Source organism: Vibrio sp. 10N.261.52.C2 (assembly GCF_041471425.1).
In the GTDB taxonomy this organism is placed as follows: Bacteria; Pseudomonadota; Gammaproteobacteria; order Enterobacterales; family Vibrionaceae; genus Vibrio; species Vibrio crassostreae_C.
Genome location: NZ_JBFROH010000030.1, coordinates 1 through 20,662, shown reverse-complemented (window position 1 = coordinate 20,662; position 20,662 = coordinate 1). Strand labels below are relative to the sequence as shown.

Annotated in this window: 18 protein-coding genes; 4 read left to right on the top strand and 14 right to left on the bottom strand. The window is 45.0% G+C overall.

All coding sequences use genetic code 11. The features are described from left to right. Positions 1-61 precede the first annotated feature (61 nt). A complete protein-coding gene (locus AB4307_RS11675) occupies positions 62-760 on the bottom strand; it encodes a DUF1481 domain-containing protein (RefSeq protein WP_017063655.1) in 699 nt (232 codons plus the stop codon). A 47-nt stretch (positions 761-807) separates the two neighbouring features. Then, positions 808-1,080, bottom strand: a complete 273-nt coding sequence (hupA, locus tag AB4307_RS11670) for a nucleoid-associated protein HU-alpha (RefSeq protein ID WP_004729753.1) — start codon at positions 1,078-1,080, stop codon at positions 808-810. Positions 1,081-1,350: 270 nt separating this feature from the next. Between hupA and AB4307_RS11665 the strand changes: the two genes are divergently transcribed. Beyond that, positions 1,351-2,517 (top strand): CNNM domain-containing protein, encoded by a 1,167-nt coding sequence (locus AB4307_RS11665; protein WP_017068860.1) that lies wholly within the window; start codon positions 1,351-1,353, stop codon positions 2,515-2,517. An 80-nt stretch (positions 2,518-2,597) separates the two neighbouring features. Here AB4307_RS11665 and AB4307_RS11660 read toward each other — a convergent pair whose 3' ends face one another. Then, positions 2,598-3,185, bottom strand: coding sequence for a YjaG family protein (locus tag AB4307_RS11660; protein ID WP_017062699.1), 588 nt, complete (start codon positions 3,183-3,185; stop codon positions 2,598-2,600). 71 nt (positions 3,186-3,256) lie between these two features. On the opposite strand from AB4307_RS11660, the gene AB4307_RS11655 reads away from it, so the two are divergent. Together AB4307_RS11655 and AB4307_RS11650 are read left to right on the top strand one after the other, a co-directional pair. After that, positions 3,257-4,183: a D-2-hydroxyacid dehydrogenase gene (locus tag AB4307_RS11655; protein ID WP_050647076.1), complete on the top strand. Its 927-nt coding sequence runs from the start codon at positions 3,257-3,259 to the stop codon at positions 4,181-4,183. Further along, positions 4,183-4,776 (top strand): uracil-DNA glycosylase family protein, encoded by a 594-nt coding sequence (locus tag AB4307_RS11650; RefSeq protein WP_372103960.1) that lies wholly within the window; start codon positions 4,183-4,185, stop codon positions 4,774-4,776. Before AB4307_RS11655 ends, AB4307_RS11650 begins: the two co-directional genes overlap by 1 nt. A 103-nt stretch (positions 4,777-4,879) precedes the next feature. On the opposite strand, the gene hemE is transcribed toward AB4307_RS11650, so the two are convergent. Both hemE and nudC read right to left on the bottom strand, forming a co-directional pair. Further along, a complete protein-coding gene (gene hemE / locus AB4307_RS11645) occupies positions 4,880-5,947 on the bottom strand; it encodes a uroporphyrinogen decarboxylase (protein WP_017060530.1) in 1,068 nt (355 codons plus the stop codon). Positions 5,948-6,246: 299 nt separating this feature from the next. Then, positions 6,247-7,056: an NAD(+) diphosphatase gene (gene nudC / locus AB4307_RS11640; RefSeq protein ID WP_017060529.1), complete on the bottom strand. Its 810-nt coding sequence runs from the start codon at positions 7,054-7,056 to the stop codon at positions 6,247-6,249. A gap of 165 nt (positions 7,057-7,221) precedes the next feature. On the opposite strand from nudC, the gene AB4307_RS11635 reads away from it, so the two are divergent. Continuing rightward, positions 7,222-7,719, top strand: coding sequence for an Rsd/AlgQ family anti-sigma factor (locus AB4307_RS11635; protein ID WP_032545724.1), 498 nt, complete (start codon positions 7,222-7,224; stop codon positions 7,717-7,719). A gap of 330 nt (positions 7,720-8,049) precedes the next feature. Here AB4307_RS11635 and rpoC read toward each other — a convergent pair whose 3' ends face one another. The 9 genes from rpoC to AB4307_RS11590 form a co-directional block, all read right to left on the bottom strand. After that, positions 8,050-12,252, bottom strand: coding sequence for a DNA-directed RNA polymerase subunit beta' (gene rpoC / locus AB4307_RS11630; RefSeq protein ID WP_017060527.1), 4,203 nt, complete (start codon positions 12,250-12,252; stop codon positions 8,050-8,052). A 92-nt stretch (positions 12,253-12,344) separates the two neighbouring features. Then, the gene (gene rpoB / locus AB4307_RS11625; RefSeq protein ID WP_017060526.1) at positions 12,345-16,373 is read right to left on the bottom strand and encodes a DNA-directed RNA polymerase subunit beta; all 4,029 of its coding nucleotides are present in this window, start codon (positions 16,371-16,373) and stop codon (positions 12,345-12,347) included. Between the two features lie 235 nt (positions 16,374-16,608). After that, the gene (rplL, locus tag AB4307_RS11620; protein WP_017060525.1) at positions 16,609-16,977 is read right to left on the bottom strand and encodes a 50S ribosomal protein L7/L12; all 369 of its coding nucleotides are present in this window, start codon (positions 16,975-16,977) and stop codon (positions 16,609-16,611) included. A 57-nt stretch (positions 16,978-17,034) separates the two neighbouring features. Beyond that, positions 17,035-17,529: a 50S ribosomal protein L10 gene (gene rplJ, locus AB4307_RS11615; RefSeq protein ID WP_017060524.1), complete on the bottom strand. Its 495-nt coding sequence runs from the start codon at positions 17,527-17,529 to the stop codon at positions 17,035-17,037. 250 nt (positions 17,530-17,779) lie between these two features. Further along, positions 17,780-18,484 carry a 50S ribosomal protein L1 gene (rplA, locus tag AB4307_RS11610; RefSeq protein WP_017060523.1) on the bottom strand — a complete coding sequence of 235 codons (705 nt, stop codon included), beginning with the start codon at positions 18,482-18,484 and terminating at the stop codon, positions 17,780-17,782. 4 nt (positions 18,485-18,488) lie between these two features. Next, positions 18,489-18,917, bottom strand: coding sequence for a 50S ribosomal protein L11 (gene rplK, locus AB4307_RS11605; protein ID WP_010435555.1), 429 nt, complete (start codon positions 18,915-18,917; stop codon positions 18,489-18,491). Positions 18,918-19,130: 213 nt separating this feature from the next. Then, positions 19,131-19,679 carry a transcription termination/antitermination protein NusG gene (gene nusG, locus AB4307_RS11600; RefSeq protein ID WP_010435556.1) on the bottom strand — a complete coding sequence of 183 codons (549 nt, stop codon included), beginning with the start codon at positions 19,677-19,679 and terminating at the stop codon, positions 19,131-19,133. 13 nt (positions 19,680-19,692) lie between these two features. Then, positions 19,693-20,070: a preprotein translocase subunit SecE gene (gene secE, locus AB4307_RS11595; protein WP_010435558.1), complete on the bottom strand. Its 378-nt coding sequence runs from the start codon at positions 20,068-20,070 to the stop codon at positions 19,693-19,695. Between the two features lie 223 nt (positions 20,071-20,293). After that, positions 20,294-20,662 (bottom strand): EF-Tu C-terminal domain-related protein (locus AB4307_RS11590; RefSeq protein ID WP_446677992.1); only part of this gene is annotated, 369 nt, incomplete at its 5' end.

Below are 20,662 nucleotides of genomic sequence, written 5' to 3'. Positions count from 1 at the left end.
TACAGACAAATAGGCACTTGGCCTACAGTAGGCCAAATACTCTCAATCCTTTGATTACTCGCTATTCTTTCAACAATGATGGCCTAACGACACAATCATGGCTGTCTTCAGCCAGCATCAGTAACTCTTCCACGCTCATCTTACCCAGTGAATCACTGCCAAGAAACGCCGCATAGCTTTCCACAGACGCCAATCGGTCAATCACGAAGCCTGGCAAGGTCTGGTTAAATTCAATGCGATCAAACTCACCACCAGCGCACGTTTTAAAAGAGCTGCCATTCCAGTAACCCTGAATCAGCCTAAGCCCTTCATCATGCTGCTTCGTTGTGGTCTCTAGAACCGACGTCGCTTCTTTCTGATAGTTTTCAAGCTGCTTGGCTTGGATAGGTAAGATTTTGCTATCAATACGATACTGTTGATACACAGCTTCGCCTGACTTATTGAAACGCACATGGACTCGATAGGGAACCAGCTCATTAGAAGAATTACGCTGCTCGCCTTCACGAATGAATTCACGAAGCACGCCTTCTGACCAAGCATAATCAGTTTGGTACCAGCCGTAATCGCCGACAGTGACGTAGTCAGCTGAAGTATGAGGTTGTGTTAGCTTGTTTGTAACCCAGTAGAAACTCGTCGCGTCGCCCATGACTTGGCCGCCAGTGTGAGTTTCAAATTGCTCTAGGTTTTTGCGAGGGCTTGTTGAAGAACAGCCAATAAGAAATGTAGATAATAGTGAAACGAGAAGAAATGCTTTTTTCATAAAAACCTGTACCGAGGTGGAATACGACTACCTCGGTACAGTTTAGATTATTTCACTGAATCTTTCAGCGCTTTACCTGCAACAAATGCTGGAACATTTGCAGCAGCGATTTGGATCTCATCACCAGTTTTTGGGTTACGACCAGTGCGAGCTGCACGGTGGTTTACTTTAAAAGTACCAAAACCAATTAGCTGAACTTGATCGCCATCTTTAAGAGCATCTGTAACACCGCCAAGAGTCGCTTCTAGAGCAGCTTTAGCTTGTGCTTTAGAAAGGTCCGCTTTTTCAGCAATAAAGTCGATTAATTGAGTCTTGTTCATTTTAGGTTTCCCTTCTTTGTATTTTTGAATTCAATTCACTCTAAAACATAAATGCCCCATCTGGCAAAGGTTTGTCGTCGATCTTTAGCTCTAATGCCGTAGTTTTAGCCATAATATGAGTAATAACTCACAATTTGTTACTGATTTTATTAAGCAAGCCCTTGTTTAAAAGGGGCTGAGAGCAAAATTAATGATGACCTAGCCACTACTTTTTCACTATAATCCACGCTGAATCGCTGCTAAAGCGTACAATTTAATTTAAGGGCAAACATGCTGCTGCTATCTATTTACGTCTCCATTGCTATTGGAGTTTCTTTCATTTGTTCTGTTTTGGAAGCTGTACTTTTGAGTATTAGTCCGAGCTACATTGCTCAACTAAAACAAAATGGGCACCCTGCAGCAGAGTCTTTAGACAAACTGAAAACAGATATTGACCGCCCGCTTGCGTCAATTTTAACGCTCAACACCATCGCCCATACTATCGGAGCTGCGACAGCAGGTGCACAAGCGGCTGTCGTTTTTGGTAGCCAATGGTTAGGTGTCTTCTCTGCCGTGCTAACGCTAGGTATCTTGGTATTATCTGAGATTGTTCCAAAAACCATTGGTGCAACCTACTGGCGTCAACTTGCCCCTGCTTCGGCAAGCGTGCTGCGCTGGATGGTGTTCTTCCTAACACCGTTTGTCTGGTTCTCAGAACAGATCACCAAACGTCTTGCTCGTGGCCACCAAGCACCAAAAATGCGTGATGAGCTATCTGCAATGGCGATTTTGGCAAAAGAGAGCGGCGAGTTTGCAGAAGGCGAATCAAAAATCCTGAGCAACCTACTGGGTATTCAAGATGTACCCGTGACTCAAATAATGACGCCGCGCCCAGTGGTATTCCGTGTTGATGCGGAAATGAGTGTCAATACCTTCCTAGAACAACATAAAGACACGCCATTCTCACGCCCGCTGGTTTACAGCGAGCAGAGTGACAACATCATCGGTTTTGTTCACCGGTTAGAGCTGTTTAGATTGCAGCAAGCCGGTTGTGGTGAGAAAGCTCTGGGTGAAGTAATGCGCCCTATCCACGTGTTGCTGAACAACATGGGCTTGGCTAAAGCCTTTGACCAGATGATGGCAAACCGCCTGCAACTGTCTTTAGTTGTGGACGAATACGGCACTATTCAGGGCATCATCACCCTAGAAGACATCTTTGAGCACCTAGTGGGCGAAGAGATTGTCGATGAAGCGGATAAGACGACTGATATGCAAGAACTGGCGTTCCAACGCTGGGAGAAGTGGAAAGAGACACACGGTGTTATCGAAAACCGCGATGACGAGGACGAGCTAGAGGAAGAAACTCCAGCAGACAACGACTCTTCAGATGCAAAATCAACGAATGACGACGACGCATCAAAAGACAAAGTGCAGAACGAAGACAAAAAAGACGCTTAATCTCAATTTGATACCGTCAGATACCACAAAGGCTCCCTAGGGAGCCTTTGTTTTTATTCGTACCTTGGTGCAATTGCGAATTATAGCGCAACACCAATGTTACTGACTGGGTCTTCACGCAGTTCGTGGCGTAGGTCTTTGATCAACTCTAAGTCACGCTCAGTCGTTTCACGTAAAGGTCGGAAAATGGCCCACTGAACGTCCCACTCTTCACATACCGCTTCGTTTTCTTTCTGGTTTTCGTTCGTCACTTCTTCAGCGCCTTGAGCAAACTCAAGCTCAGCAACCGTCTTCACCGATTGTTGACTCACTTTAATTACCGCTTCCAACATATGTTCACGGTCAAGAAGACCATGAATTAGCGTTGCTAGGCCTTGGCATGCGTCCATTGCTGGGTAAACACCATAAAAATCAAAATCATCACCGCTAGGGAATAGCTCTTCAACCTTCTCAAGTTGACGCTCAAAGTTCACCTTTGCTGTTTTAACCGTCAGGATTTCCCAAATGCTATCCAAAACATCACGATAGATTCGAGCTTCCGCAAATTCTGTATTCTCACAAAACATGGCATAGTTAGGGTACATACGCTCACATAGACACGCCATAAAGGTAATTTGTTGCCAAGGTTCTAACTTTTCAAGACGAACCTGCAGTGGATTCTGAAGCATAGTCACTCAATAATTGCAGAAAAAGACAGCGAAAGTGTACTTGATAAACCCTGGGGGGAAAAGGTAAGCCGATGAACAATTTTACGAATAAGCTCTATATTCTTACTGAGCATGACGATACCTATACGCAACTGATTCTAAACCAGGATTTACCCGACCTAGAAATCACTCAAAACCCCGAATCAGCACAGATTGTCTTGGCGTCACCACCTCTAATCGCAGAACGCCTCGGCGAGTTTAAAGAGCTAGACTGGGTACAGAGTACCTATGCCGGAATCAATAAACTCACTCAGCCAGATCTGCGTCAGGACTATACGCTAACCAACGTCAAAGGCATCTTTGGTCCGGCTATCGCAGAATACGTATTGGGTTACACAATCAGTCACTGTAGACACTTCCCTCATTACCACCAGCATCAACAACAACGAAACTGGCAGCCACAGCTTTATACTAGCCTAACTGACAAAACTATGGTGATTTTAGGAACAGGTTCAATCGGCAGTCATTTGGCAAAAACCGCGGCGGCTTTTGGTATTCATACCATAGGTGTCAACCGTACGGGTATCCCATCCAAACAAGAAACCTTTAAAGAGACTTTCCACATCAATGAGATAGAGGCTGCCCTTAAGCAGGCCGATATTGTGGTCAACACCTTGCCATCAACCGCTGAAACCTATCAGCTGTTGAACCAAACCACGTTAGGTTACTGCTCTAATGTGTTGCTGTTTAATGTCGGTCGAGGGGAAAGTATCGACAATAAAGCCTTGTTGCTCGCCATAAAAAACAGATGGGTAGAACACGCATTTTTAGATGTGTTTGAAAGTGAACCCCTCTCTCAGGAACATCCTTTCTGGAAACTACCGCAAGTCACCATCACTCCACACATCGCTGCACTCAGTGAGCCAAGACAAGTAGTCGAGATCTTCGCAGAGAATTACAAACAGTGGCGAGATGGCTTTACACTTAATCATGTCATCGATTTTGATAAAGGTTACTGATGTCCTCTTCGTTACTTAAAGAGATTCGACAATGCCGAGCTTGTGAGCCTCACCTATCACACGGTGCCAACCCGGTGATTCAAGCGCATCCAAACGCGCGCTTGCTGATAATAGGTCAAGCGCCGGGTATCAAGGTGCATGAGTCGTCGATCCCTTGGAATGACGCCAGTGGCGAACGATTAAGAGGATGGTTAGGGATAGATAGCGATACTTTTTACGACGAGCAAAAAGTCGCGATTGTGCCTATGGGGTTTTGTTATCCGGGGAAAGGGAAAAGTGGTGATCTCCCACCACGCAAAGAGTGCGCGGAGCTTTGGCACAACAAAGTGCTGCAATCTCTACCCAATGTTCAAATGACACTGCTGATTGGCCAGTACGCACAAAACCATTACCTAACAAACAAAACCACCAGCACATTGACCGAAACCGTGCGTGATTGGCAAAGGTGGGCGCCTGAGTTTTTGCCATTACCCCACCCTTCGCCACGCAATAATATCTGGCTCAAGAAGAACCCTTGGTTTGAAAATGAAGTCATTCCTTATATCAGGAAACACATCTCAGAGCATTTGGCCTACCATGATCCAAATGCCTGATTAACTGCACACAATAAGATTAAACCGCCATCAAATGCCAATTTCAGACAATAAAAAAGCGCTGTTGGTTTCCCAACAGCGCTTTCAATAATCTTACTCAGAATTACTTGTGGTAAGGCTTAGACAATTCGTGAACAGCGTCAACGAATACACCAGCGTTCTCTGGCGGTACATCTAAGTGGATACCGTGGCCTAGGTTAAATACATGACCTGTACCACCGTCGCCGAAGCCTTCAAGGATGCTGCCCACTTCTTCGCGAATACGTTCAGGCTGAGCGTAAAGCATTGAAGGATCCATGTTACCTTGCAGAGCAACTTTGTCGCCGATGCGAGCTTTTGCATCTGCGATGTTGATTGTCCAGTCTAGACCAACCGCATCACAACCTGTTGCTGCGATAGACTCAAGCCACATGCCACCGTTCTTAGTGAACAGAGTAACCGGTACTCGACGACCTTCGTTTTCACGGATTAGGCCATCAACGATTTTGTGCATGTATTGCAGTGAGAATAGGTTGTAGTCACGAGGGGTCAGTACACCACCCCATGTATCAAATACCATTACCGATTGAGCACCCGCTTTAATTTGCGCGTTCAGGTATTCGATAACACTGTCAGCTAGCTTGTCTAGAAGCAGGTGCAGCGTTTGTGGTTCTGCGTACATCATCTTCTTGATCTTAGTGAATGCTTTAGAGCTTCCACCTTCAACCATGTATGTCGCTAGAGTCCATGGGCTACCAGAGAAACCAATCAGTGGCACTTCGCCTTTCAGGTCTTTACGGATCTGACGAACGGCATTCATTACGTATTGAAGCTCGCCTTCTGGATCAGGTAGGCCAATCTTCTCTACGTCAGCTTTACACGTGATAGGACGCTCAAACTTAGGACCTTCACCTGTTTCAAAGTACAAACCTAAGCCCATTGCATCAGGGATAGTTAGGATGTCTGAGAACAAGATTGCCGCATCAAGCGGGAAACGACGTAAAGGTTGAAGTGTTACTTCTGATGCCAGTTCCGCGTTTTTGCACAAAGACATGAAATCGCCCGCTTCAGCGCGCGTTGCTTTGTATTCAGGAAGATAGCGGCCAGCTTGGCGCATCATCCATACCGGTGTGTAATCAACAGGCTGTTTTAAAAGTGCGCGTAAATAGCGATCGTTTTTTAATTCGGTCATTCCGTTAAATTCCAATTCAATCTTGTCTAGTTTTGATGGCAAGTATTCTAACACTGATTGAAGGGTAAAAGCTGTGTGCTTTGCAACCTAGATCAAGTTATTAACTTTTAAATCAATGCTTAATTTGCACCCAATTACGGGAGCATGTTAAAAATTTGTTCGCTAGCGAAAATTACAATTATAATATCTGAGTAGTCACTACTCAGCATCTCATAACGACATCTTACTTACCCCCTCCACTTGTGGAGGGTTTTTTTTAGCTTTTGATCACCCATAGGCCAAATACTATCACAGGCAAATTAGTGCTCTAGTATCTGCTCAGTCACACCATCTTTCATCACGTCATCAACGGTTTTCTCAATCAACTGTCTCGCAATGGTTCCAACAGGAGCAACATCAGGCAGGCTTGTTACGTCAAACCATTGAGCATCCGATAGCTCGCTGTAGTCAGGCTTGAGCGTACCACCAGCATAATCTGCGAGAAAGCCCATCATCATACTCGATGGAAACGCCCATGGCTGGCTGCCAAAATAACGAATATTATCGACATCGATACCCGTTTCTTCTTTGACTTCTCTTGCCACACACTGCTCTAAGGTCTCTCCGACCTCTAGGAAGCCCGCTATCACGGTATACATACCTGTCTTATGTCTTGGGTGCTGCGCAAGCAATATCTTGTTGTCGTTTCGTACAGCGACAATGATGCACGGGAAGATACGAGGATAATGAAGTGTGCGGCAATCTCCACACTGCATCGCCACCTGGTTATGGTTGAGATGATTTCGACCACCACACTGAGGGCAAAAACGCATACTTTGAGTCATATGCCCATATTGGATGGCTTTGCTTGCAGTCAAGAAACTCACTTCAGGCCAGTGCAGTAACTCTCTTAGGCTGACCATGCTCAGCTCATTCTCCACATCACAATCGTTGAGCCAATACACCTTGCGACCTTGATGCTGACCAATACAGATTGCATGCTCCACACTCAGCCCAAGCTCTTCAGCAGAGCCAAACGGAAACTGATCATTATTAACCCAAATATCACTACCAGAAACGACGCACCAATAAGCTTGCTCTGTCATTTTGTTATCACTTTTTTTTAACATCCCTATGCCTCATTGCTTGCAGTTCGTTCATTTTACTGGCAATCTAATTTCATACTAGAGTTGTAGCAGAGAATATTTCAAGCTATTAATTTTAGTAGCTACCAATAAAACGGACCCTGCTTAGGCAATTACTTGATCACAAGGTTGTGATCAGATCATGAGGACATGGTCATGCTAAATAAATTCAAACAAATACAAGAACAATGGGGTGGCTCTAATGAGGTCATCGATCATTGGCTCGAAACTCGACAGTCTCTAATCGTTGAGTATTGTAAGCTAGGTGCCCTGCAGCCAGCTAGCAACGGGCAATCAAACGTTGTTGAACTCCCTTCCCCTAAAGAAATAAGCTCATTCTGTGATCATGTTGTCGATTATATCTCAGAGGGTCATTTTAAGATCTACGATATGGTCATGAAAAAATGGCAAGCAACAGGCTTTAAAACCAATGACGAGATTGATACAACTTACGCGAAGATCGTACTTACAACCGAGCCGCTTCTAGAATTCAATGATAAGTACGTTAAAGTAAATGCAGACGATGAGTTGCCTAACTTCGAAGGAGATATGTCCAAAATAGGTGAACTACTCGAACTACGTTTTGAAGTAGAAGATAATCTTATCCAGCTTATTGCAGACAGTTTAGCGATTCCACCAGGCGCTTAGTTAGCCGAATCCTTAATAAGCTTGCCTCTGTGCAAGCTTTTTGTTTTGTCTGTAAGGTTATCCAAACTACCCAGAACCTTTCAGACAGAGCTTACTCGCTCGCCCTGACCTTTAGCCATAAGCATATGGTTACAGCCCTAATCAGCCTAATCATCTCTACCCTTTATCTTACTGGCCTCAAAGAGCACTCTTCAGGACATAAATCCAACCTCACCAGCTAGATAAGCACACCTATCACTTTATAAGTCATAGCTAAATACCAATACGCCAGATACAAAAAAGGCACCCGAAGGTGCCTTTTTCTTATCTCTTAGAGACTACTCGTAGAGCTTACTCTTCTGAAGAGAAACCAGCGTTTAGAAGTGCTGCTAGATTGTCAGTAGCTTGTTCAGCTGAAGGACCTTCTTGCTCTTCTTCACGTTGTTTTTGACGCTCTTGGTGGTATGCGAAACCAGTACCAGCTGGGATCAGACGACCAACAATTACGTTCTCTTTCAGACCGCGAAGGTCATCACGCTTACCAGAAACCGCAGCTTCTGTTAGTACGCGAGTCGTTTCTTGGAACGATGCAGCTGAGATGAATGACTCAGTTGCAAGAGATGCTTTAGTAATACCTAGTAGATCACGTTCGAAACGTACTAGTTCTTTACCTTCAGCTTCTAGCTTACGGTTAGCAATCTTAACATTGTGGTACTCAACTTGTTCGCCAGGTAGGAACGGAGAGTCACCAGAATGAGTGATTGTACACTTACGTAGCATTTGACGAACGATAGTCTCGATGTGCTTATCGTTAATCTTTACGCCTTGTAAGCGGTAAACTTCTTGAACTTCGTTCGCGATGTACTGAGTTACTGCGTGGATACCACGTAGACGCAGGATATCGTGTGGAGTTTCAGGACCGTCGGCGATTACATCACCACGTTCAATCTTCTCACCTTCGAACACGTTCAATTGACGATGCTTAGGAATCATCTCTTCGTAAGCGTCACCGCCTTCACGAGTGATTACTAGACGACGCTTACCTTTCGTTTCTTTACCGAAAGACACAGTACCTGTGTGCTCAGCAAGGATCGCAGGCTCTTTAGGCTTACGAGCTTCGAATAGGTCAGCTACGCGTGGTAGACCACCGGTGATATCTTTGTTTCCGCTCGATTTTTGAGGGATACGAGATAGTGTGTCACCGATGCCAACTTCAGCGCCATCTTCGATGTTTACAATCGCTTTGCCAGGTAGGAAGTAGTGAGCTGGCATATCAGTACCAGGGATCATTACGTCGTTACCTTGCTCATCAACAAGTTTGATAGCTGGACGCATATCTTTACCTGCTGCTGGGCGAGCTGCTGCGTCTGTAACTTCACTTGAAGAAAGACCCGTTAGATCGTCAGTTTGACGAGAAACTGTAATACCATCGATCATATCTACGAATTGGATACGACCTGCCACTTCAGTGATGATTGGCATGGTATGCGCTTCCCAGTTAGCTACAACTTCACCAGCAGTAACTGCTGCGTTGTCGCCTTTGGTTAGCATCGAACCGTAAGGAAGTTTGTGCTTCTCTTTAGTACGGCCGAATTCATCAATAATCGTCATCTCAGATGCACGAGAAGTGATAACCAGTTTCTTATCTTTGTTAACTACGAACTTAGCATTGTGAAGTTTCACAGTACCTGTTGTCTTAGCTTGGATGCTGTTCTCTGCTGCTGCAGTAGATGCCGCACCACCGATGTGGAACGTACGCATCGTTAGCTGTGTACCCGGTTCACCGATAGATTGTGCAGCGATAACACCAACTGCTTCACCTTGGTTCACTAGGTGACCACGTGCTAGGTCACGACCGTAACACTGTGCACAACAACCGAAGTCTGCATCACAGGTAACAACAGAGCGCACTTTCATGCTATCTACTGAGTTGTCTTCCATGATTTGACACCACTTCTCATCAATCAGAGTATTACGTGGAATCAGTACATCTTCAGTACCAGGCTTAAGAACGTCTTCAGCTACTACACGACCTAGAGCAAGCTCAGAAAGTGCAACTTTAACGTCACCACCTTCGATGTGAGGCATCATGTCGATACCTTCATGCGTGCCACAGTCATGTTCGTGTACTACAACGTCTTGAGCAACGTCTACTAGACGACGAGTTAGGTAACCCGAGTTTGCTGTTTTCAGTGCTGTATCCGCAAGACCCTTACGAGCACCGTGCGTTGAGATAAAGTACTGAAGGACGTTTAGACCTTCTTTAAAGTTCGCTGTGATCGGCGTTTCGATGATTGAACCATCTGGACGCGCCATCAGACCACGCATGCCTGCTAGCTGACGAATCTGAGCTGCAGAACCACGTGCGCCCGAGTCGGCCATCATGTAGATGCTGTTGAACGATTCTTGCTGTTCTTCTTCGCCGTCACGGTTGATAACTGTTTCAGAAGATAGGTTATCCATCATTGCTTTCGCAACGCGGTCATTCGTAGATGCCCAGATATCGATAACTTTGTTGTAACGCTCACCCGCAGTAACAAGACCAGATTGGAATTGCTCTTGGATTTCGCGAACTTCTTCTTCAGCAGATTCAATTTCATCGTATTTCGCTTGAGGTACAACCATATCGTCGATACCTACAGAAACACCAGAAAGTGCAGCGTATGCAAAACCTGCGTACATGATTTGGTCAGCAAATACTACTGTATCTTTTAGACCAAGCTTACGGTAACACTCGTTAAGAAGAGTAGAGATCTGCTTCTTACCTAACTTTTGGTTAACGATGCTGTACGGTAGGCCAGCTGGAACGATTTGCCATAGCATTGCACGGCCGACAGTTGTATCAACCATCTTCGTTTCAGTAGTGCTGTTACCATCTTCGTCTACTACAGTTTCGGTGATACGTACTTTAACGCGAGCGTGTAGCTCAGCAGTCTTAGTACGGTATGCCTTTTCAGCCTCAGCAGGGCCAGCAAGGTACATACCTTCGCCTTTCACGTTGATCTTGTCACGTGTCATGTAGTAAAGACCCAATACAACGTCCTGAGAAGGTACGATGATCGGATCACCTGACGCTGGCGACAGAATGTTATTCGTCGACATCATCAGTGTACGTGCTTCAAGCTGTGCTTCTAGAGTTAGAGGCACGTGTACCGCCATTTGGTCACCATCGAAGTCGGCGTTGTATGCCGCACACACTAGTGGGTGAAGCTGAATCGCTTTACCTTCGATTAGTACTGGTTCAAACGCTTGGATACCTAGACGGTGAAGTGTAGGTGCACGGTTAAGCAGTACTGGGTGTTCGCGGATTACTTCGTCCAGGATATCCCAAACGATAGCTTCTTCGCGCTCTACCATCTTCTTAGCAGCTTTGATTGTCGTAGCCATGCCACGAGTTTCTAGCTTGCTGTAGATGAACGGCTTAAATAGCTCAAGTGCCATCTTCTTAGGAAGACCACACTGATGTAGACGAAGGTATGGACCTACTGTGATTACAGAACGGCCAGAGTAGTCTACACGTTTACCTAGAAGGTTCTGACGGAAACGACCTTGTTTACCCTTGATCATATCAGCAAGAGATTTCAGAGGACGCTTGTTAGAACCAGTGATAGCACGACCACGACGACCGTTATCTAGAAGTGCATCAACAGACTCTTGCAGCATACGCTTTTCGTTACGTACGATGATGTCCGGAGCAGCTAGCTCTAGAAGGCGCTTCAAACGGTTGTTACGGTTAATCACACGACGGTAAAGGTCGTTCAGATCTGAAGTCGCAAAACGACCGCCATCTAGTGGTACTAGAGGACGTAGATCTGGCGGCAGAACCGGAAGTACAGTCAGAATCATCCATTGCGGATCGTTACCCGATGCAATGAACGCTTCAACTAGCTTCAGGCGCTTAGTAACTTTTTTACGCTTAGTTTCTGAGTTAGTCGTTTCTAACTCTTCGCGCATTTCTTCCACTTCTTGATGAAGGTCCATTGTTGCAAGCAGATCTTTGATCGCTTCAGCACCCATCTTAGCAGTAAATTCGTCACCCCACTCTTCTAGACGATCCAGATACTCTTCTTCAGTAAGCATCTGAGATTTTTCTAGATCAGTCATACCTGGTTCAGTTACTACGTACATCTCGAAGTAAAGAACACGTTCGATATCACGTAGAGGGATATCCATTAGTAGACCGATACGAGACGGCAGTGATTTTAGGAACCAGATGTGAGCAACTGGTGAAGCTAGCTCGATGTGGCCCATGCGGTCACGACGAACTTTAGTTTGTGTAACTTCAACGCCACACTTCTCACAGATAACACCACGGTGCTTCAGGCGCTTGTATTTGCCACAAAGACATTCGTAGTCTTTAACTGGACCAAAAATACGTGCACAGAACAGACCATCACGTTCAGGTTTGAACGTACGATAGTTAATTGTTTCCGGCTTTTTAACTTCACCAAAAGACCATGAACGGATCATGTCTGGTGAAGATAGACCGATTTTGATTGCATCAAATTCTTCGGTCTTATGCTGTGCTTTTAGAAAGTTTAATAAGTCTTTCACATTCAGCTCCTGTAAGGAGTTAAAGGAGCTCACTGCTGTAGCAAGCTCCCTTTTACCAAATAATCCTATCTTCTTTTAAAAAGAAGGAGGGATTACTCTTCGTCTTCTAGCTCGATGTTGATACCTAGCGAGCGAATCTCTTTCAACAGTACGTTGAACGACTCAGGCATACCAGGTTCCATGCTATGGTTACCGTCTACGATGTTCTTATACATCTTAGTACGGCCGTTAACGTCATCTGACTTAACTGTTAGCATTTCTTGTAGAGTATATGCAGCACCGTATGCTTCTAGTGCCCATACTTCCATCTCACCGAAACGCTGACCACCGAACTGAGCTTTACCACCAAGTGGTTGCTGAGTTACTAGGCTGTAAGAACCAGTTGAACGCGCATGCATCTTGTCATCAACCAAGTGGTTCAGTTTCAGCATGTACATGTAACCAACAGTTACAGGACGCTCAAACGAATCACCAGTACGACCATCAAACAGTTTAAGCTGACCAGATTCTGGCAGATCACCCAGTTTAAGTAGTTCTTTGATTAGAGACTCAGAAGCACCGTCGAACACAGGAGTAGCAATCGGTAGACCGCCACGTAGGTTCTTGATCAGTGTACGAACTTGATCATCAGACAGTTCAGCAATATCAACTTTCTGACGAGTATCACCAAGATCGTAAACCTTCTGTAGGAACTCACGGAACTTATGCAGTTCTTGTTGTTCCTTAACCATTTGGTTGATCTTGTCACCGATACCTTTCGCAGCCAAACCTAAGTGAACTTCTAGGATCTGACCGATGTTCATACGCGATGGTACACCCAGCGGGTTAAGTACGATGTCTACAGGCTGACCTTTCTCATCGTATGGCATGTCTTCAACAGGGTTAATCTTAGAGATTACACCTTTGTTACCGTGACGACCGGCCATCTTATCACCAGGCTGGATACGACGTTTAACCGCTAGGTAAACTTTAACAATCTTAAGAACGCCAGGCGCTAGATCATCACCTTGAGTGATTTTACGACGCTTAGTTTCAAACTTCTTATCGAAGTCTGCTTTTAGCTCATCCCACTGCTCAGCAAGTTGCTCAAGCTGTGTTTGTAGCGCATCGTCTTCTAGAACTTGCTCTAGCCATTGCTTACGACCGATAGTATCAAGCTTAGCTTCAGAGTAACCACCTGACAGAAGTACAGCTTTAACACGGTTAAGAAGGCCACCCTCAAGAATTTGGAACTCTTCAGTTAGGTCTTTCTTAGCTTCTTTAAGCTGCATCTGTTCGATTTCAAGTGCACGCTTGTCTTTCTCTACGCCATCGCGAGTGAAGACTTGTACATCGATGATAGTACCCGAAACAGAGTTTGGTACACGTAGAGAAGTATCTTTAACATCAGATGCTTTCTCACCGAAGATAGCACGTAGTAGCTTCTCTTCAGGAGTCAGTTGAGTTTCACCTTTAGGGGTTACTTTACCAACTAGGATGTCGCCACCCTTAACTTCAGCACCAATGTAAACGATACCTGACTCGTCTAGTTTAGACAGAGCAGACTCACCTACGTTTGGAATATCAGCTGTGATCTCTTCAGAACCCAGCTTAGTATCACGAGCCACACAAGATAGTTCTTGGATGTGGATTGTCGTGAAACGGTCTTCTTGAACTACGCGCTCAGATACTAAGATCGAGTCTTCGAAGTTGTAACCGTTCCAAGGCATGAATGCGATACGCATGTTTTGGCCAAGAGCTAGTTCACCAAGGTCTGTTGAAGGACCATCAGCAAGAACATCGCCACGTGCAACTGGTTCACCAGGAAGTACAGTTGGACGTTGGTTAATACATGTGTTTTGGTTCGAACGCGTGTACTTAGTTAGGTTGTAGATATCGATACCAGCTTCGCCAGGTACCAATTCATCTTCGTTAACCTTAACTACGATACGAGAAGCGTCTACAGACTGAACTTGACCACCACGTTTAGCAACCGCTGTAACACCAGAGTCAACTGCGATGTTACGTTCGATACCAGTACCTACTAGAGGCTTATCAGCCTTAAGTGTTGGTACAGCTTGACGTTGCATGTTGGCACCCATCAATGCACGGTTCGCATCATCGTGTTCTAGGAACGGGATAAGCGAAGCAGCGATAGATACTACTTGGTTTGTCGCAACGTCCATGTAGTCAACGTGATCGCGTGGGTGAAGACCAGATTCACCTTTTTGACGAGCTGTGATTAGCTCATCTGCAAACGTACCTTCTTCAGTAAGAATGGTGTTTGCTTGCGCGATTACGAATTGACCTTCCTGGATTGCAGACAGGTAATCAACTTCTTCTGTTACTACACCATCTACTACACGACGGTACGGAGTTTCTAGGAAACCGTAATCGTTACAACGTGCAAACGCAGATAGTGAGTTAATTAGACCGATGTTTGGACCTTCAGGCGTTTCGATCGGACATAGACGACCGTAGTGAGTTACGTGAACGTCACGTACTTCGAAGCCTGCGCGCTCACGAGTAAGACCACCAGGACCTAAAGCAGAGATACGACGTTTGTGCGTAACTTCTGACAATGGGTTGTTTTGGTCCATGAACTGTGAAAGCTGTGAAGAGCCAAAGAATTCTTTAACTGCAGCAGAGATCGGCTTAGCGTTGATAAGATCTTGAGGCATGATTGCATCAAGGTCACCAAGGCTTAGGCGCTCTTTAACGGCACGTTCTACACGAACTAGACCAACACGGAATTGGTTTTCTGCCATTTCACCTACAGAACGGATACGACGGTTGCCAAGGTGGTCGATATCGTCCACTTCACCAATACCGTTACGGATACCAATCAGTTTCTTCATCACTTCGATGATGTCTGATTCATCCAGAGTACCGCGCTCTTCTTCTTCTTCACGCTCGATAGAGCTGTTGAACTTCATACGGCCTACAGTTGATAGGTCGTAACGTTCTTCAGAGAAGAATAGGCTTTCGAATAGAGACTCTGCAGCTTCTTTCGTTGGTGGCTCGCCAGGACGCATCATGCGGTAGATTTCTACCAATGCAGAGATGCGATCTACTGTGCTATCTGCACGTAGAGTGTCTGACATGAATGGACCGTGATCTAGGTCATTCGTGAACAGAGTTTGTAGAGCCTTGTGGCCTGCTTGAGACAGGTTAGCAAGAGCTTCTAGGCTAATCTCTTGGTTCGCGCCAACGATGATCTCGCCAGTTGCTTCGTTGATGTAATCTTTAGATGCAACTTTACCAACGATGTACTCTACTGGTACTTCGATGTGCTCAACGCCATCTTTTTCAAGTTGACGGATATGGCGAGCAGTAACACGACGACCAGTCTCAACGTAAGTTTTACCGTTTGCTTCGATGTCGAATGACGCAGTTTCACCACGTAGACGATCAGGAACCAACTCCATAAGAAGAGTTTGGTCTTTAACTTCGAAGTTCACCTTGTCGAAGAACAGATCTAGGATCTCTTCAGTCGATTTACCAAGTGCACGAAGAATAATCGATGCTGGTAGCTTACGACGACGGTCGATACGTACGAATAAGTTATCCTTAGGATCGAACTCAAAGTCTAACCATGAGCCACGGTAAGGAATTACACGTGCGTTATAAAGAACTTTACCTGATGAGTGGGTCTTACCCTTATCACTGTCGAAGAACACGCCTGGGCTTCGGTGCAGCTGGGATACGATAACCCTCTCGGTACCATTAATTACGAAAGTACCATTGTCTGTCATAAGCGGAATTTCGCCCATGTAGACTTCTTGTTCTTTAATGTCTTTTACAGTACCTGCTGGTGCATCTCGATCAAAGATAACTAGACGTAGTTTTACGCGTAGTGGCTTTGAGTAAGTAACACCGCGGATTTGACATTCTTTAACGTCAAAAACTGGCTCACCAAGACGGTAGCTAACGTATTGCAGCTCAGAATTGCCGTTGTAGCTCTGAATTGGAAATACAGAACGGAAAGCAGCTTCAAGACCGTATTGACCTTCTGGATCCTGTTCGATGAATTTGTCGAAAGAATCAAGCTGGATCGATAACAGGTATGGAATGTCCAAAACTTGTGGACGAGTACCAAAATCCTTACGGATGCGCTTTTTCTCGGTATAAGAGTAAACCATGGGGTTCCTCAGCTCGCTGATAAGTGACCCAAACCACCCAAAACACTCTTCAGAGGGGGTGGTGACAAACAGCTGTTTAGTGGTAGTGAACAATCATTTCGAAAAAATGACTGTTTTTTTGCTCGGATTATGACGGTTAAACAGCGGAAATTTCGTCATAGCCCTACAGCGCAAAAAGGCCGGTGGTTAATAAACCACCAGCCATTAGCCTTGCGGCTATGAAATTAAGTAATAATTACTTGATTTCAACAGAAGCGCCAGCTTCTTCTAGCTGTGCTTTAAGAGCTTCAGCTTCAGCTTTGTCAACGCCTTCTTTAAGCGCTGCAGGAGCTGAGTCTACAAGACCTTTAGCTTCTTTAAGACCTAGGCCAGTTGCGCCACGTACAGCTTTGATAACTTGTACTTTGTTAGCGCCAGCAGCAGTTAGGATAACGTCGAATTCAGTTTGCTCAGCAGCAGCGTCGCCGCCAGCTGCGCCACCAGCTACAACTGCAGCTGCAGCTGAAACGCCGAATTTCTCTTCCATAGCTTCGATAAGCTCAACAACTTGCATTACAGACATTTCTGCAACTGCGTCTAGGATTTGCTCGTTAGTAATAGACATAACAATTCTCTTTTAAGTCAACAATAAGTTTAATTTGCAACCAGTGAAAAGCAAGGCTTAAGCCGCTGCTTCTTCTTTTTGGTCACGTAGTGCAGCGATAGTACGAACCAGCTTGCCAGCAGAAGCTTCTTTCATGCACATCATTAGGCGTGCGATAGCTTCGTCGTAAGTTGGTAGTGTCGCTAGTACTTCAGCATCAGTAACTGCGCCTTCAAATGCAGCAGCTTTGATCTCGAAATCTTTGTTCTCTTTAGCGAAGTCTTTGAAAAGACGCGCTGCAGCACCTGGGTGCTCGTTAGAGAACGCGATCAGAGTTGGACCAGTGAAAGTGTCTACTAGACACTCGTAGTCTGTACCCTGAACCGCACGGCGTGCTAGTGTGTTACGAACAACTTTCATGTAAACACCCGCTTCGCGAGCTTGTTTACGTAGAGAAGTCATTGCGCCAACTTCAACGCCACGAGAATCAGCTACAACTGCAGAAAGTGCACCACTGGCAGCTTCGTTGACTTCAGCAACAATTGCTTTTTTGTCTTGAAGATTTAAAGCCATTTGGATTAACCTCTGGTTGTGATTACAGCACCCAATACAAAATGTATTGAGCGTTTACGATGTTATTTAAAAATGAATAAATCCACTTCAAACCACAACATCGCCTACGTAGGTTTTATTAAGCTATCAATAATCTAATGAAAATCGACAGCGCCTACGGTCTTGGGATAGATGATTTCAAATTGCTTTAAAACCACCCAACCACAAATATTAGGCGCAGAAGTATACACTAAATCTGCGCCTAAGCAAATTAGTTTGCTTGAGTATCAAGACTAGCTTGATCAACAGCAACACCAGCACCCATCGTAGTAGAGATGCTTACTTTCTTCAGGTAAGAACCCTTAGCTGAAGAAGGCTTAGCTTTCTTAAGAGCAACTAGAAGAGCTTCTAGGTTCTCTTGAAGCTGGCTAGCTTCGAAAGATGCTTTACCGATAGTAGTGTGGATGATGCCGTTCTTGTCGTTACGGTAACGAACCTGACCAGCTTTAGCGTTCTTAACCGCTTCAGCAACGTTAGGAGTTACAGTACCAACTTTAGGGTTTGGCATAAGGCCGCGTGGACCTAGGATTGTACCTAGTTGACCAACAACACGCATTGCATCTGGAGAAGCAACAACTACGTCGAAGTTCATTTCGCCTTTTTTCACTTGCTCAGCAAGATCTTCCATACCAACGATATCTGCGCCAGCAGCTTTAGCAGCTTCTGCGTTTGCACCTTGAGTGAAAACAGCAACGCGGATGTCACGGCCAGTACCGTGAGGTAGCACTGTTGCGCCACGAACGTTTTGGTCAGATTTACGAGCATCGATGCCTAGGTTAACAGCAACATCTACAGACTCAACGAATTTAGCAGTCGCTAGTTCTTTAAGAAGAGCAACAGCTTCGCTGATTTCGTATTCTTTAGTTGAGTCAACTTTGTCGCGGATTACGCGCATACGCTTAGTAAGTTTAGCCATGATCTTATCCCTCTACCACTAGGCCCATTGAACGAGCAGTACCAGCAATAGAACGTTTCATTGCTTCGATGTCAGCACCAGTCATATCAGCAGCTTTAGTTTCTGCGATTTCCTGAACTTGAGCGTCAGTAACAGTACCAACTTTCTCAGTGTTTGGACGACCTGAACCAGACTTAACGCCAGCAGCTTTCTTAAGAAGAACAGCAGCAGGTGGAGTCTTAGTTACGAACGTGAAAGAACGGTCGTTGTAAACAGTAATAACTACTGGAGTAGGTAGACCTTTCTCAACAGATTCTGTTTTTGCGTTGAACGCTTTACAGAATTCCATGATGTTCACGCCGTGTTGACCTAGAGCAGGACCAACCGGTGGACTTGGGTTTGCCATACCAGCTGCAACTTGCAGTTTGATATAAGCTTCAACTTTCTTAGCCATGATATTTCCTAATATTTTGGGTACATGCGCTAGCCGCCAGGCGAGCTCCCCATAAATTCAATTAACTCTTTTTCACTTCCACAGAAGCAAAAAGGCGCGAAATTATAATCATAATTCGCGCCTTTAACAACCCTAAAAAGGTGATTTTTTATACTCTTTAATTTTAAACAGCTTATGAACTATTTATCCACAGCTTGTTCAAAATTTAGAGTTTTAGTCCAGTTTTTCAACCTGACCAAATTCAAGCTCAACCGGTGTTGCACGACCAAAGATCGATACAGATACCTTAATGCGGCTTTTCTCGTAATCTACTTCTTCAACAGTACCGTTGAAGTCAGCAAATGGACCATCGTTCACACGAACCACTTCACCCGCTTCGAACATTGTCTTAGGACGTGGAGACTCGCTCGCTTTCTCTAGACGGTTCAAGATAGCATCAGCTTCTTTATCAGTGATTGGTGCAGGACGATCAGAGGTACCACCAATGAAGCCCATAACACGCGGAATGCTGCGTACTAAGTGCCATGATTCATCATTCATGATCATTTGAACTAATACGTAGCCAGGGAAGAATTTACGTTCACTTTTACGGCGTTGGCCTGCACGCATTTCCACTACTTCTTCAGTAGGTACTAGCACATCGCCAAATAGTTCTTCCATGTTGTGCATTTTAATATGCTCGCGTAGCGACTGTGCAACACGACCTTCAAAGCCAGAAAAGGCTTGAACTACATACCAACGTTTTTTTGGAGCTTCACTCATGAATCAGAACCCTCTACACCCCAGTTGCTAGAGAAACTAGACGGACCATAATGCCGTCAATTCCCCAAAGCACTAGAGACATAACAATACATACAGCTAAAACGATCAATGTAGTTTGCATAGTTTCTTGGCGAGTAGGCCAAACAACTTTACGAATCTCCATACGAGATTCTTTTGCAAAATCGATCGCAGCTTTACCTTTAGTTGTTGTTGCTGCAACGCCTAGTGCGGCAGCAATCAGCACAACTACACCTGCAGCGCGAATTACAACAGACAATTCACCATACAGGTAATTACCCACAACAGCAGCAGCCAACAGAACAAAAGCGACAATCCACTTCATTGTATCTGCTGCACCTGAGCTATCAGGAGTTTCAGCGTTTGCTTTCATAAAACCAACCTGTGATAAGTCTTAAATATAGACGACAATAACCCCGCTGTTGCAGGGCACATTCCTTTGCGTTGCAAAACAACACATCTAACAGTCATTTTAGTCAAAAAGACCGTTTAATTCTTTGCTAAGAGCAAAAATCGATGTCAAAACATCCAACTCTTTTTTTAGCGCAGAAAAAGGGCATCAAATGATGCCCTTTTTACTAGTGGTTCGTCAAATCTTATGCAAAGATTTTAGCTACAACACCAGCACCAACTGTACGGCCACCTTCGCGGATTGCGAAACGTAGACCTTCATCCATTGCGATTGGAGCGATTAGCTCAACAGTCATTTGAACGTTGTCACCTGGCATTACCATTTCTACGCCTTCTGGTAGAGTGATATCGCCTGTTACGTCAGTTGTACGGAAGTAGAACTGTGGACGGTAACCTTTGAAGAAAGGAGTGTGACGGCCGCCTTCGTCTTTAGAAAGTACGTATACTTCAGACTCAAACTTAGTGTGTGGGTTGATAGAACCTTTCGCAGAAAGTACTTGACCACGTTCAACGTCATCACGCTTAGTACCACGTAGAAGTGCACCAACGTTCTC

Excerpts from the sequence above, each read along its gene's own strand:
- hupA (WP_004729753.1), bottom strand. The coding sequence starts at position 1,080 with ATGAACAAGACTCAATTAATCGACTTTATTGCTGAAAAAGCGGACCTT.
- rplA (WP_017060523.1), bottom strand. The coding sequence starts at position 18,484 with ATGGCTAAACTTACTAAGCGTATGCGCGTAATCCGCGACAAAGTTGAC.
- rplJ (WP_017060524.1), bottom strand. The coding sequence starts at position 17,529 with ATGGCTTTAAATCTTCAAGACAAAAAAGCAATTGTTGCTGAAGTCAAC.
- rplK (WP_010435555.1), bottom strand. The coding sequence starts at position 18,917 with ATGGCTAAGAAAGTTGAAGCTTATATCAAACTGCAAGTTGCAGCTGGT.
- AB4307_RS11665 (WP_017068860.1), top strand. The coding sequence starts at position 1,351 with ATGCTGCTGCTATCTATTTACGTCTCCATTGCTATTGGAGTTTCTTTC.
- AB4307_RS11655 (WP_050647076.1), top strand. The coding sequence starts at position 3,257 with ATGAACAATTTTACGAATAAGCTCTATATTCTTACTGAGCATGACGAT.
- AB4307_RS11660 (WP_017062699.1), bottom strand. The coding sequence starts at position 3,185 with ATGCTTCAGAATCCACTGCAGGTTCGTCTTGAAAAGTTAGAACCTTGG.
- AB4307_RS11675 (WP_017063655.1), bottom strand. The coding sequence starts at position 760 with ATGAAAAAAGCATTTCTTCTCGTTTCACTATTATCTACATTTCTTATT.
- rpoB (WP_017060526.1), bottom strand. The coding sequence starts at position 16,373 with ATGGTTTACTCTTATACCGAGAAAAAGCGCATCCGTAAGGATTTTGGT.
- secE (WP_010435558.1), bottom strand. The coding sequence starts at position 20,070 with ATGAAAGCAAACGCTGAAACTCCTGATAGCTCAGGTGCAGCAGATACA.
- AB4307_RS11650 (WP_372103960.1), top strand. The coding sequence starts at position 4,183 with ATGTCCTCTTCGTTACTTAAAGAGATTCGACAATGCCGAGCTTGTGAG.
- rplL (WP_017060525.1), bottom strand. The coding sequence starts at position 16,977 with ATGTCTATTACTAACGAGCAAATCCTAGACGCAGTTGCAGAAATGTCT.
- AB4307_RS11635 (WP_032545724.1), top strand. The coding sequence starts at position 7,222 with ATGGTCATGCTAAATAAATTCAAACAAATACAAGAACAATGGGGTGGC.
- nudC (WP_017060529.1), bottom strand. The coding sequence starts at position 7,056 with ATGTTAAAAAAAAGTGATAACAAAATGACAGAGCAAGCTTATTGGTGC.
- hemE (WP_017060530.1), bottom strand. The coding sequence starts at position 5,947 with ATGACCGAATTAAAAAACGATCGCTATTTACGCGCACTTTTAAAACAG.
- nusG (WP_010435556.1), bottom strand. The coding sequence starts at position 19,679 with ATGAGTGAAGCTCCAAAAAAACGTTGGTATGTAGTTCAAGCCTTTTCT.